Source organism: Micromonospora eburnea, assembly GCF_900090225.1.
GTDB classification, from domain to species: domain Bacteria; phylum Actinomycetota; class Actinomycetes; order Mycobacteriales; family Micromonosporaceae; genus Micromonospora; species Micromonospora eburnea.
In genome coordinates, this window is record NZ_FMHY01000002.1 from 2,456,293 (window position 1) to 2,469,572 (window position 13,280).

Genomic DNA, 13,280 nt, shown 5'->3' on the forward strand with positions numbered 1-13,280 from the left:
GCCGCGGACGTGACCGTGATCCAGAAGAAGGCCGTCAACCCGATCGCCCACCTCACCGCCGAGGACATCGAGATCCTCGGCAAGGAGCTGGACGCCATCCGCGACCGGGTGATCGCCGACCGGGGCGAGCGGGACGCGCGCTACATCCGGCGGGTGGTCAAGACCCAGCGGACGCTGGAGATGAGCAGCCGAGCCGTGCTGCTCTTCTCGCTCTTCCCGCCGGCCTGGATCGTCGGCACCGCCGGCCTCGCCGTGGCCAAGATCCTGGAGAACATGGAGATCGGCCACAACGTCCTGCACGGCCAGTGGGACTGGATGCGCGACCCCAAGATCCACTCCACCACCTGGGAGTGGGACCACGTCTCCCCGGCCGAGCAGTGGAAGCACTCGCACAACGAGCTGCACCACCGGTACACCAACGTGCTCGGCAAGGACAACGACCTCGGGTACGGCATCATGCGCGTCGACGAGGACCAGCCGTGGAGCCCGGGCCACCTGGGCCAGCCGTTCTACAACCTCCTCAACGCCTGCTTCTTCGAGTACGGCATCGCCGCGTACGACCTGGAACTGGGGCAGAACCTGCGCGACGGCGGGTACAAGACCCCCGAGTTCCGGGCCCGGGCCCGGGCGGTCGGCCGCAAGATCCGCCGCCAGGTGCTCAAGGACTACGTGATCCACCCGCTGCTCTCCGGCCCGTCGTTCCTGACCACGTTGGCCGCCACCTTCACCGCGAACCTGATCCGCAACGTGTGGAGCCATTCGGTGATCATGTGCGGGCACTTCCCGAGCGGCGTGGAGACGTTCGAGAAGACCTCGATCGAGGGCGAGACCAAGGGCGAGTGGTACCTGCGGCAGATGATCGGCTCGGCCAACATCAGCGGCAGCCGGCTGCTGCACATCATGACCGGCAACCTCTCGTACCAGATCGAGCACCACCTCTTCCCCGACCTGCCGAGCAACCGCTACCAGGAGATCGCCCCGCAGGTCCGGGCGCTCTTCGACCGGTACGGGCTGCGGTACACCACGGGACCGCTGCCCAAGCAGGTCGCCTCCGCCTGGTGGAAGGTGATCCGGCTGTCGCTGCCCAACCGGAAGGGCAAGGCACCGAAGGCGGTGGCCCCGGCGTCGCTGGTCAGCTCGGCCGGCGCCTGACCGCCGCCGGGTCCACCGGACGCCCCGGGCCCCGGCCACCGGTCGTCGACGCCGCCCCGGCGAGCACCGCGTCGTACAACTCCTCCAGCCGCCCGGTCTGCCGGTGCAGGTCGAAGTGCGCCTCGACGTGCTCCCGGGCGGCCGCGCCGAGTCGGGCCCGCAGCGCCTCGTCGCCGAGCAGCGCGTCGAGGTGCTCGGCGAGCGCGGCCCGGTCGCGTTCGGCGCCGAGCAGGCCGGTCTCGCCGTGCCGTACCGCCTCGGGGATGCCGCTGTGATAGGTCGCGACGGCCGGTAGCCCGGCCGCGCCGGCCTCCAGGATGGTGGTGGGCAGCCCCTCGCAGTCGCCGTCGGGGGCGGTCCGCGACGGCGCCGCCAGGATCCGCGATGCGGCCAGGTGGCGCCGGACCGCCTCCGGGCTCTGCGCGCCCAGGAACGTGGCGTCCAGGTCGAGTTCGGCGGCCCGCTGCCGGGCCGCGGCCTCAAGCGGTCCGTCGCCCACGAAGAGCAGCCGCGGCCGGCGGGCGGCGGGCAGCATCCCCGCCGCCTCCACCAGGTCGTCGACGCCCTTCTTGGCCACGAACCGGCCCACAAAGATCACGTCCCACTGCTTCGGCGTCTCCCGGACGGGGGGCGGGATCGGCACGCCGGTGTGGTGCACCCGCACCTTGGCCGGGTCGGCGCCGAGCGCGACCGCCCGGTCGCGGATGAACTCCGACACCGCGATGATCAGGGCCGCCCGGTCGAACGCCTGCCGCAGGTGCCGCCGGGCGCGGGCCCCCCGCGCCCCGGGCCGCGCCGGTTGCCGGGTGACGTCCTGCCCGTGCAGGGTCACCACCAGAGGTACGCCGAGCCGCCGCGCGCTGCCGCTGACCAGCCAGCCGTCGCCGCCGAAGTGGGCGTGCACCAGATCCGGCCGCAGCCCGGCCAGCGCGGCGTCCAGCCGGGCCGACCGGCCGGTGAGCTTGAGCCCCAGCAACTCGACCCGGCCACGTGGATCGTCGGCGAAGGCGACGACGTCGCTGTTCCGGGCCACCGGGGAGGCCACCCTGACCGCACCCAGGTAGTGGGGCCGCCACCGGGTCAGCGCGTCACCCTGGCCGCGGACGAAGGTCTCCGACCCGGGCAGCAGGTGACTGCGCCAGATCACCGCCCTGCTTCCGGACATGGCCGCGACCCTACTGCCGGCCGCCGCCGGCCACCGGGTCCGGCTCCCCGACCACGGACGGCAGCGACTCGGCGTGGGCGGCCCGCGGACCGCTCGGCACGGTGTCGGCGCGGCGTGCGTCCGGCGCCGGTGGCCGCCCGCCACGACGGCGGTTGAGCAGCCGATCGCGCAGCCGGTGCCGCAGGTCCGGCGGGATCAGCCAGATCTGCAGGTAGGTCACGTAGTCGAGGAAGCTCGGCCGGCCGTGCCGGCGGGCCTCGGCGAGCAGCATCCGGAACACCCGCGAGCTGCGCGTGGGGGCCGCCATCGAGCCGATCACACTCATCGCCAGCGCCGCGTACGCCCGGGGGGTGAGCAGCGGGCGGATGGCCCGCAGCCACTCGAACTGCGCCTCCCAGGGCGACTCCAGGCTGATCCGCGGTCGGTCCTCGTCCTGGTGCCAGACGACCAGCGGCTCGGCCGTCATCACCAGCTCGACGTCGGGATGGCTGACCGCACGCAGCGTCCAGTCCAGCTCCTGCTGGCGGCGCAGGCCGACGGTGAACGGCACCCGACGCAGCAGCTCGGTGGGCGCCATGATGGTCGAGGTCTGGATGAAGCCGTCGCCGTGGAACAGCCCCCGACGCACGGTCAGGTACTCGCTGACCGGCTCACCCGGCTCGGGCAGCCGGCGCGGCAGCACGAACTCGGCTCGGGGCGTGCGGTTGATCAGCCGGCTGGCCACGATCGGCAGCGGCGCCCGAGCCGTACGGGCCGCCGCCAACTGCGCCGCGAGCTTCTCGGGCAGCCACTCGTCGTCGTCGTCGAGGAAGGCGATCCACGGCGCCCGGGCCTCGCCCACGCCGACGTTGCGGGCGTTCGGCGCGCCACCGCGTTCGGGCAGCGGCACGACCCTCAGCCGGTCGTCCCGCAGCGTGGCCAGCACCGCCCGGGTCGCCTCGTCCCCGCCGTCGATCACGACGACGACCTCGATGGTGTCGATGGTCTGGGCCAGCGCGCTGCGCACGGCGCGGACCACCAGGTCCGGGCGGTCGCAGGTGGGAATGACCACGCTGACGTCAGGTGTACGGGTCATGAAAACCAGCTCACTAACACGTGATTTCGAGGTGTATTCGCCGTCGTGAAACCGATGGATGGCGGGTGCCGTCCGGACCGGCTCAGTTTTCAGAGGTCCTGCGAACGCTAATCGGCGCAACGTGTGCAACGGGTTAATAGCGGGTGCCAGTTGTATGCCGAACAGAGCGATTGCTGATGTCCTGGCAGGTAGAAGCCGGTCCAACGTCGGTTCCAGGACAATTTCGACAGCGGCCCGGCCGCCTTGCCGCCGCGATAATCTGCCGTACACTCGCCCGGGCACCGCCCGGACGAAGAATGGGAGAGATCCTTCATGCAGTTCGATGCCGCGTCGCGGCACGGCCGCCGGGGCCGGGTGGTCATGCTCGTCGACAACGGGGTGGAGGGCGACTCCCGGGTGCAGAAGGCCGCCCGTTCGGCGGCCGACGCGGGCTGGGACGTGACCCTGCTCGGGTGCGCCCGGGTCGACAGCGAGCGCGACTGGCGGCTCGGCGGGGCCCACGTCCGGGTGCTGCCGTTGGGCGCGCCCAACGGCCGCCCGGCCGGGCCGCGCGAGCGGCTGGTCAGCCGGGGCGGGCTGCCCCTGCGCGCCGCCCGGCTGGCCCGCCGGCCGGTCGAGCACGCCCAGGTCGCCTTCTGGCGCGGGCTGCGGGGCGACCGGGCCTGGCGGCGGCTGGAGCCCGGCCTCTGGGGCTACGAGCGGCTCTTCGGCCCGGTCATCGACGAACTGCGGCCCGACCTCATCCACGCGCACGACTTCCGGATGCTCGGCGTGGCCGCCCGCGCCAAGCTGCGCGCCCAATCCGCCGGCCGGCCGACCCGACTGGTCTGGGACGCACACGAGTGGCTGCCCGGCGCCAAGCCCCGACGGGACAACGCGCGCTGGCTGCCCGCCCACCTCGGCTACGTGCGGGAGTACGTCGGACACGCGGACGCGGTGGTCACCGTCTCCGACTCGCTCGCCGAGCTGTTGCAGCGCGACCACCAACTGGCCGAGCGCCCGGCCGTGCTGCTCAACGCGCCGGTGGCCGCCGACGAGCCGGCCGGCGACGCCGAGCCCGTCCCCGACCTGCGGCGGCTCTGCGGTGTCGACCGGGACACCCCGCTGCTGGTCTACAGCGGCGCGATGGCGGCGCAGCGCGGCCTGGACACCGTGGTCGAGGCGCTGCCCGGGCTGCCCGGCGTGCACCTGGCGATGGTGGTGGGCGACCCGGCCGCCCGGTACGTGCGACAGGTGCTGGCCCGGGCCGACCGGCTCGGCGTGCCCGACCGGGTGCACGTGGCGCCGTACGTGCCGCACCGGCAGTTGGTGGCGTTCCTGAGCGCCGCCGACGTGGGGCTCATCCCCCTGCACCACTGGCCGAACCACGAGATCGCGCTGATCACCAAGTTCTTCGAGTACTCGCACGCCCGGCTGCCGATCGTGGTCAGCGACGTGCGGACCATGGCGCAGACCGTCCGGGCCACCGGCCAGGGCGAGGTGTTCCGGGCCCGGGACGTGGCCGACCTGGTGCGTGCCGTCCGGGCGGTGCTCGCCGCACCGGACCGCTACCGGGCCGCGTACGAGGGGCCGCAGTCGCCGCTGCCCGGCTGGACCTGGGAGGCACAGGCCGAGCGGCTGGAGGCGCTCTACCAGCGGTTGCTGGCCGACGACCCGACGAGCACGGAGGCGCTCACCTGATGGGCGTCCCCGACGTGAGCGTGGTGGTGCCCGTCTACAACACCATGCCCTACCTGACCGGCTGCCTGCGGTCGCTGGTGGCGCAGACGATCGGCCTGGACCGGCTCCAGGTCGTCGCCGTTGACGACGGGTCGACCGACGCCAGCGGCGCCGAGCTGGACCGGTTCGCCGCCCGCCACCCCGGCGTGTTCACCGTCATCCACCAGGCCAACTCGGGCGGGCCCGCCGGCCCGTGCAACCGGGGCCTGGACGCGGCCACCGGCCGGTACGTCTTCTTCGTCGGCGCCGACGACCACCTCGGGCCGGACGCCCTGCGCCGGCTGGTGGAGGCGGCCGACGCCTGGGAGTCCGACGTGGTGGCCGGCCGCGTGGTGGGAGTCAACAGCCGGCACATCTACCAGGACATCTTCGCCCGTACGCAGGCCGACGTGGACCTGTTCGACTCGCCGCTGCCGCGCTCGTTGGCCAACACCAAGCTGTTCCGGCGCGAGCTGCTGGAGAAGTACGGCATCCGCTACCGGGAGGACCTGCCGCTCGGCAGCGACCTGCCGTTCACCCTGGAGGCGTGCTACCGGGCCCGCCGTGTCTCGGTGCTGGCCGACTACGACTACTACTACGCGGTCCGCCGGCACAGCGCCACCAACATCACCTACCTGAGTCGGCACGCGGACCGGCTGCGGACGGCCGAGGCGACCACCGCGTTCATCGCCGAGCTGATCCCGCCCGGAAAGCAGCGGGACGCCGTCCTCGCCCGCCGCTTCGACCACGAGATTGCAAAACTGCTCGAGGACGACCTCCTCCGCCTCGACCGGGAGACCCAGCAGCTCGTCCACGACGGCATCGGGCGGCTCGCCCGGGCCCACCTCACCGACGGGATCGCCGGCCAGCTCAACGCCGAGACCCGGATCCGGCTGGCGCTGGCCCGCGATGGCGCGCCCGACGACCTGCTCGCCGTGATCCGCCAGGACGCCCGGACCGGGGTGCCGCCCACGGTCGTCGAGGGCGACCGCCGGTATGCGGCGTACCCCGGCTTCCGCGATCCGGAGCGCGGCCTGCCGGACTCCTGTTTCGAGGTGACCGGGGCGCCCGACTGGTCCGCCAAGCTCGACGCCACGGCGCTGGCCTGGGAGAGCGACGAGCGCGGCGAGAAGGTCCTCACCATCACCGCGGTCAGCCCGCTGCCCGACCTGGCGGCGGCGGGCGCGGAGCCCCTCGCGGTCAGCGCCGAGGAGATCCCGGCCGAGGTCAGCGCCGTCGGGTGCGGCGAGCGCGGCACCACGCTGCGAATCCGGTTCCGGGTCGACGAGCTGCTCGCCGGCAGTGGGGTGACCGGGCAGCGCCGGGCGGTCTCCGCGCAGGTCGGCGGCTTCGACCCGGGGCGGGCGGTCGGCGCGCAGACGGCCACCGGCGCGGCCGGCTCCGCCGCCGTACGCGCCCCCCGGGTCCGGGCGGCGGTGCCGTTGGTCCGGCGGCGCGGCCGCCGGCTGTACGTGGTCACGCCGGTACTCGACGACTCCGGCCGTCTGATGATCTCGGTGGTTCCGGTGACCGCCTCGCGGGTCGCCGCCCAGTTGCGCCGGACGCTGCGCCGGACCAGGTAGCGACCGCCCGTTCGGCGGGCGCCACCGAAGGTCCCGTCCGCACCCGGGCTCGCCGGGCGTACGTCCCGGCGCCGCCCGGCGAGAAAAGCGCTGGGCGGCGCCACCGACCCGAGCTACCGTCGGGGTATGCAGATCAGGCGCGACACCGCCGCGGCCGCGCGAGCTCACCGCTCGCCGGTTGCCGCCGCCTGATCACTCGACCCCTCGCCGGCGACCGGAAACGGTCCGCCGGCGTCGTCGCACTCCGATCCCGTCCGCAGGCCCTTTCCGGTCGCACCGACCCGGAAGGCCCACGCCATGACACCCGACGAGATCGTCCGCACCTTCCTCGACCACTATCACCGGCGGGACCACCGCACCGCGCCGGAGAGTTCCCTGATCCCGCCGCCGGGCGACCCGGTGCTGTTCACCACCTCCGGCATGCACCCGCTCACCCCTTACCTGGCGGGACGCCCCCACCCCGCCGGCCGACGCCTGGCCAACGTGCAGCGCTGCCTGCGTACCACCGACCTGGACGAGGTCGGTGACGCCACCCACCTGACCGTCTTCGACATGCTCGGCTCCTGGTCACTCGGCGACTACGGCATCGGGACCAGCGTCCGCTGGGGACACGAACTGCTCACCGAGGGCTTCGGCGTCGACCCGGGACGGCTGCACGCGACCGTCTTCGGCGGCGACGACCAGGTCGGCCCGGACGAGACCGCCTGGGCGACGTGGACGGAACTGGGCGTACCGGTCGAGGCGACCGGTGCGGAGAACTGGTGGTCCAACGGCCCGACCGGCCCCTGCGGGCCCGACTCGGAGATCTTCGTGTGGACCGGGGAGGGGCCACCCACCGGCACGCCCAGCGGCGACGACCGGTGGGTGGAGGTGTGGAACCACGTCCAGATGCGCTACCACCGGCACGACGACGGCCGGCTCACCCCGCTGCCGATGTCCAACATCGACACCGGCATGGGGCTGGAACGCCTGGAGATGGTGCTGCGCGGCGACCGCTCGGTCTTCACCGGCGACGGGCTGCGACCGTGGGTGGACGCCGTCCGCGACCGGTGGCCGCTGGACGGCCCGGACCTGCGGATCGTCGTCGACCACCTGCGCTCCGCCGTGGTGGTGCTGGGTGACGGGGTACGCCCCGGCAACACCGGACGGGGGTACGTGCTGCGCCGGCTCGTCCGGCGGGCGCTCACCGTGCTGTGGCGGGACGACCCGGAGCGCGGCCTGACCGAGTTGCCCGTCGACCCGTACGCGGACACCCTGCGCCGTTTCCGGCAGCCGGCCGAGGCCGGGCGGCTACGCGCGGTGCTCGCGGACGAGGAGCGGCGCTTCCGCGGGCTGCTGCGGCGAAGCCGCCCCCTGGTCGACCGGCTGCGGGCCCGTGGGCCGCTGGCCGAGCCCGACTACCGCTGGCTGCACGACACCCACGGGCTGCCCCGCGACCTGGTCGACGGCCTGCTCACCGCAGCAAGCTGATCGTTCAGCCTTCCCGCGCCGGGTGGGCCGCGGCGAAGGCCAGGAGGAGTTCGGCGGTCCGCGGTGGGTCCTCAAGCATGGGCGAGTGTCCAAGACCCGCCAGCAACTCGACTTTCGCGCCCGGCACGGTGCGGTAGTCGGCGGCGGAGGAGGACCGCCACCTCCGGTCCTCCTCGCCGAAGATCACCAGCAGCGGCTTGCCGAGGTCCGCCAGTCGATCCGGGAGCGTGCGCTGCTCCAGGTAGTCGTCGGCCGCCTGGTCCGTCGCCGTGAAGGCGTGGTAGGTCATGCCCCGTACGTCGTCCACGAGCTGTTGTGGGATCTCGTAGCCCGGGCGGCTGAACCCGGTGCTCATCGCCCGGCGGAGCAGGCCGTCGGTCCGTAGCCGCCACAGCAGGTGGCCGACGACCGGGGCGGCCATGAGCCGGCCGGTGGGCCCCTGCGAGAGGAAGGCGTCCAGGCGCGGTCCGGAGTTGATGAGCGCGAGCGCGGTCACCAGGTCGCCGCGCTGCTCGGCGAGAGCGGTGGCAACCGAGCCGCCGGTGGAATGGCCGACCACCACGGCGTGCTTGACGCCGAGCAGGTCCAGCACCTGGCCGACCCGGCGTCCCTGCTCCGGGATCCCGTAGCCGGGACCGGTCGGTTTCGCCGAGCGGCCGTGCCCGAGCAGGTCGATCCGAATGACGCGATGGGACTCCGCCATGATCGGCACCACCGGGTCCCACCAGCGGGTCGACCCGGCGAGCCCGTGGATGAGCACGATCGCGGGAGCATCCTGGGGACCGTGCTGGCTCACATGGATGTTCCCGCCGTCGAGCGAAAGGGTCGATTCCACCGCAGCCTCCGCCTCCTGCCGCTCCACCAGCAACGCGTTCACCAGAAGCAACCCGACGACCACGAGAAGGATGGCCGGGCCGATGATGAGGCGTCTCCGGCGGGTGGGCTTGCTCCGTGTTGAGGAAACAGACATGAGCCCACTGTCGCCGTGCGGCTGCGCCGGCGGATTGAACAAATGTTCCGGTCAGTCGGCTCGCCTAGTGCCGCATCAGGGAACGTTTGCGTCGTGACGACGCGCCGTGCGGGTGCTGGTCCGGGCGGTGCGGTGTCGCCAGGCTGTCCGGGTGGCAGAACGGGTACGTGTACGCGAGATCGATGACGACGAGGGGCAGCGGCTGCGGCGGATCATTCGTAGAGGCACCGGTTCGGTGGTGACCTGGCGGCGAGCGCAGATGGTGCTGCTGTCCGCGCAGGGCATGTCGGTGGCGAAGATCGCCGAGGTGACGTTCACCAGCGCGGATCGGGTCCGGGACGTGATCCACAATTTCAACGCCGACGGCTTCGGCTCGCTCTACCCGAAGTACAAGGGCGGCCGGCCGAGAACGTTCACCCTGCCGGAGCGGCGTGAGATCAAGAAGATCACCAAGTCCAAGCCGGCCGAGCATGGCCTGCCGTTTTCGACCTGGAGCCTGGCCAAGCTGGCCGACTTCCTGGTCGCCGAGGGGGTGGTCGACGACATCAGCCACGAGGGCCTGCGGGTCCTGCTCCGCGAGGAGGGCGTGTCATTTCAACGGGTGAAGACCTGGAAGACCTCCCGCGACCCGGACTACGCCATCAAGAAGGCCCGGGTCGAGCACCTTTACGCGATCGCTGACGGCGAGGTCATACCCGAGGACGGCGAGCCCGAGGTCGTGTTCTGCCTGGACGAGTTCGGCCCCTTGAATCTCCAACCCCACCCCGGACGGCAGTGGGCCGAGCGCGGTGGACAACACAAGGACCCTGACCGCGAGCCCCGGCCCCGCCGGCGGGCGACCTACACCCGACCACACGGGATCAGGCACCTGTTCGCCGCCTACGACCTGGGCAAGGACAAGCTCTACGGCCACATCAAGCCGACGAAGACCCGCACCCGGTTCCTGGAGTTCTGCCGCTACCTGCGCAGCCTGCACCCGCCGCAGACCCGGATCGCGATCGTGCTCGACAACTACTCCCCGCACCTGAGCACGAAGAAGGACACCCGGGTCGGCGACTGGGCCGCAGCCAACAACGTCGAGTTCGCCTACACCCCGACCAACAGCTCCTGGCTCAACCGCATCGAGGCCCAATTCACCGCCCTGCGCTACTTCACCCTCGACGGCACCGACCACACCAGCCACACCGAACAGGGCAGCATGATCCGCCGCTACATCATCTGGCGGAACAAGAACGCCGCCAATGAACGCCTACGCGAGGTAGTCAACAGGGCGAACGTTGCCTGATGCGGCACTAGCATGTGACGATGCGGTCCACCACGCGTGAACGTGACGGTGCGACGGTGTGGGACGTCGCGCCCCCGGCCCGACCCAGCCGAGTGGCCGGTGTCGGCATGGCCGGGTTCCGTGACCGTGGCTCGACCAGCGGTGGCCACCGGGTGATCCCGCACCCGGCCGTGACGCTGGTCCTGGAGTTCGGCACCGGCCCGCTCATCGTGGACGCCGCCGCCGGCCGGCAGCACCGGGGCAGCCTCGTCGCCGGCCTCGGGTTCGGGGGCGGCTCCCGGGTGCGGGGCGAGCACTTCGAGGCCGTGCAGGTGCGCCTGTCCCCGCTCGTCGCGCGCGCCGTCCTGGGCATCTCTCCGGCCGACCTGGACGGCGCCGTGGTCGCCCTGGACGACCTGTGGGGCCGGGAGGCGTTGCGCATCCGCGAACAACTGGGCGATGTGTCGTCGTGGGCGGACCGTTTCGCGCTGATCGACGCGTTGCTCGCCCGCCGGAGTCAGGCGCGGTCGTCCGTGGACCCGGAGGTGGCCTGGGCCTGGCACCGGATCGTCGCCTGCCACGGCCGGGTCCGGGTCGACCGGCTGGCGGCCGAGGTCGGTTGGAGCCGCAAACGTCTGTGGTCCCGGTTCCAGTCGCAGATCGGCCTGCCGCCCAAGCGCGCCGTCAGGTTGGTCCGCTTCGACCATGCCGCCCACCGCCTGGTCGCGGGTGGGGACGCGGCCGGAGTCGCGGCCGACGCTGGCTACGCCGACCAGTCCCACCTGCACCGGGACGTCGCGGCATTCGCCGGGGTGACCCCGGCGGCCCTGACCGGCGAACCATGGCTGGCCGTCGACGACATCGCCTGGCCCACCCACGCCTGACCTTGTCACCGCGCGGCGGGCGCGACTCGCCGAGGCGATGCGGGAGGCGGCGGAAGGTGCGCCGGCCGCCACGATCAGTCAGGATGACCCCCGGGGAGACCGTCGTCGGGCCGCGCCGCCGGCCCGGCCGGAAGGAGACCGGTGTCGTCGTCCATGCTGCTGTCCCGTCGCGACCTGGCGTTCCTGCTCCACGACTGGCTGGACGTGGCCCGGCTGACCGAGCGGCCCCGCTACGCCGAGCACTCGCGGGAGACCTTCGACGCCGCGCTGGACCTCTCCGCCCGGGTCGCCGCCGAGCGGTTCGCCACCCACAACCGGGCGGCCGACCTCACCGAGCCCACCTTCGACGGTCGCCAGGTTCACACCATCCCTCAGGTCAAGGCCGCCCTGGACGCCTTCGCCCAGACCGGGCTGCTGGCCGCCACCATGGACTCCGCGATCGGCGGTATGCAGCTCCCGCACGTGGTCGCCGCCGCGTGCCTCGCCTGGTTCCAGGCCGCCAACGTGAGCACCGCCGCGTACCCGTTCCTCACCCTCGGCAACGCCAACCTGCTGCTCGCCCACGGCAGCGCCGAGCAGATCGACACCTGGGTCCGCCCGATGGTCGAGGGACGGTTCTTCGGCACCATGTGCCTGTCCGAGCCGCAGGCCGGCAGCTCCCTCGCCGACCTCACCAGCCGGGCCGAGCCGCAGGACGACGGGACGTACCGGCTGTTCGGCACCAAGATGTGGATCTCCGGCGGGGACCACGAGCTGGCCGAGAACATCGTTCACCTGGTCCTCGCCCGGCTCCCCGGCGGCCCGCCCGGGGTGAAGGGCATCTCGCTGTTCATCGTGCCGAAGGTGCTCCTCGACGCCGACGGCGCGCTCGGCCCGCGCAACGACGTGGTGCTGGTCGGGCTCAACCACAAGCTCGGCTACCGGGGCACCACCAACACCGTGCTCAACTTCGGCGAGGGCGTGCACCGGCCGTACGGGCGGCCCGGGGCGGTCGGCTACCTGGTGGGCGAACCGCACCAGGGGCTGGCGCAGATGTTCTACCTGATGAACGAGGCGCGGATCGGTGTCGGCGCCGGCGCGACCGCCCTCGGCTACACCGGCTACCTCAAGTCCCTCGCGTACGCCCGGCAGCGCCCCCAGGGGCGGCCGGTCGCCGACCGGGACCCGACCACGCCACAGGTGCCGATCGTGGCGCACGCCGACGTCCGGCGGATGCTGCTGGCGCAGAAGAGCTACGTGGAGGGCGCGCTCGCCCTGATCCTCTACTGTGGCCGGCTGCTCGACGAGGAGAAGACCGCCCCCGTCGAGGCCGACCGCGACCGGGCCCACCTGCTGATGGACGTGCTCACCCCGATCGCCAAGAGCTGGCCGTCGCAGTGGTGCCTGGCCGCCAACGACCTCGCCATCCAGGTGCACGGCGGGTACGGCTACACCCGCGACCACGACGTCGAGCAGCACTGGCGGGACAACCGGCTCAACCCGATCCACGAGGGCACGCACGGCATCCAGGCCCTCGATCTGCTCGGCCGGAAGGTCACCATGCGCGGCGGGGCCGGGCTGGAACTGCTGCTGGAGACGATCCGGGCCACGGCGACCCGGGCCTGGAAGGCCGAGGGCGAGGCGGCCGACCTCGCCGGGCGGCTCGGCGTGGCGGTCGACCGGGTCGCGACGGTCACCCGCCGGCTGCACGGCACCGGCGACCCGGAGCTGGCGCTGGCCAACGCCACCCTCTATCTGGAGGCGGTCGGGCACGTGGTGATCGCCTGGATGTGGCTGGAGCAGCTGCTCGCCGTCGAGGCGTCGGGCAGCCCGAGCGGCCCGGACGCCGACTTCCTCGCCGGTAAGCGCCAGGCCGCCCGCTACTTCTTCCGTCACGAGCTGCCCCGGACCGGGCCGCAGTTCGACCTGCTGGAGAGCCTGGACCGGACCACCCTGGACACCCGGGAGAGCTGGTTCTGAGCGTCGGCGCGGGCGCTGAGGGCAGCGAATTAGCACAGGCCGGACCGGTCGTGGAAGGGC

The 13,280-nt window shown here is 72.7% G+C and carries 10 protein-coding genes; 7 read left to right on the forward strand and 3 right to left on the reverse strand.

The window, feature by feature from the left end; all coding sequences use genetic code 11:
* The first annotated feature begins 9 nt into the window (after positions 1–9).
* On the forward strand, positions 10–1,152 hold the full coding sequence (locus GA0070604_RS11535) for a fatty acid desaturase family protein (RefSeq protein ID WP_091117947.1): 1,143 nt from the start codon (positions 10–12) through the stop codon (positions 1,150–1,152).
* Here the strand turns inward: GA0070604_RS11535 and GA0070604_RS11540 are convergent.
* On the reverse strand, positions 1,133–2,317 hold the full coding sequence (locus GA0070604_RS11540; protein ID WP_091117948.1) for a glycosyltransferase: 1,185 nt from the start codon (positions 2,315–2,317) through the stop codon (positions 1,133–1,135). The genes GA0070604_RS11535 and GA0070604_RS11540 overlap by 20 nt on opposite strands.
* 10 nt (positions 2,318–2,327) lie before the next feature.
* Positions 2,328–3,392: a glycosyltransferase family 2 protein gene (locus tag GA0070604_RS11545; protein ID WP_091117949.1), complete on the reverse strand. Its 1,065-nt coding sequence runs from the start codon at positions 3,390–3,392 to the stop codon at positions 2,328–2,330.
* 312 nt (positions 3,393–3,704) lie between these two features.
* Between GA0070604_RS11545 and GA0070604_RS11550 the strand changes: the two genes are divergently transcribed.
* From GA0070604_RS11550 to GA0070604_RS11560, 3 genes are all read left to right on the forward strand, one after another.
* The gene (locus tag GA0070604_RS11550) at positions 3,705–5,072 is read left to right on the forward strand and encodes a glycosyltransferase (RefSeq protein ID WP_208602022.1); all 1,368 of its coding nucleotides are present in this window, start codon (positions 3,705–3,707) and stop codon (positions 5,070–5,072) included.
* Positions 5,072–6,673 (forward strand): glycosyltransferase family 2 protein, encoded by a 1,602-nt coding sequence (locus GA0070604_RS11555; protein ID WP_091117950.1) that lies wholly within the window; start codon positions 5,072–5,074, stop codon positions 6,671–6,673. The genes GA0070604_RS11550 and GA0070604_RS11555 overlap by 1 nt, the downstream gene beginning before the upstream one ends.
* A gap of 297 nt (positions 6,674–6,970) precedes the next feature.
* Positions 6,971–8,143: an alanine--tRNA ligase-related protein gene (locus GA0070604_RS11560; protein ID WP_091117951.1), complete on the forward strand. Its 1,173-nt coding sequence runs from the start codon at positions 6,971–6,973 to the stop codon at positions 8,141–8,143.
* Positions 8,144–8,147: 4 nt separating this feature from the next.
* Here the strand turns inward: GA0070604_RS11560 and GA0070604_RS11565 are convergent, their stop codons facing one another.
* Entirely contained in the window at positions 8,148–9,113 is a 966-nt protein-coding gene (locus GA0070604_RS11565) for an alpha/beta fold hydrolase (protein WP_091127041.1), read from the reverse strand.
* A 151-nt stretch (positions 9,114–9,264) separates the two neighbouring features.
* On the opposite strand from GA0070604_RS11565, the gene GA0070604_RS11570 reads away from it, so the two are divergent.
* The 3 genes from GA0070604_RS11570 (at position 9,265) to GA0070604_RS11580 (ending at position 13,220) form a co-directional block, all read left to right on the forward strand.
* Positions 9,265–10,398, forward strand: a complete 1,134-nt coding sequence (locus GA0070604_RS11570) for an IS630 family transposase (protein ID WP_091127042.1) — start codon at positions 9,265–9,267, stop codon at positions 10,396–10,398.
* A gap of 20 nt (positions 10,399–10,418) precedes the next feature.
* Positions 10,419–11,261 (forward strand): helix-turn-helix domain-containing protein, encoded by an 843-nt coding sequence (locus GA0070604_RS11575; RefSeq protein ID WP_091127043.1) that lies wholly within the window; start codon positions 10,419–10,421, stop codon positions 11,259–11,261.
* A gap of 153 nt (positions 11,262–11,414) precedes the next feature.
* Positions 11,415–13,220, forward strand: coding sequence for an acyl-CoA dehydrogenase (locus tag GA0070604_RS11580; protein WP_091127044.1), 1,806 nt, complete (start codon positions 11,415–11,417; stop codon positions 13,218–13,220).
* Positions 13,221–13,280 lie beyond the last annotated feature (60 nt).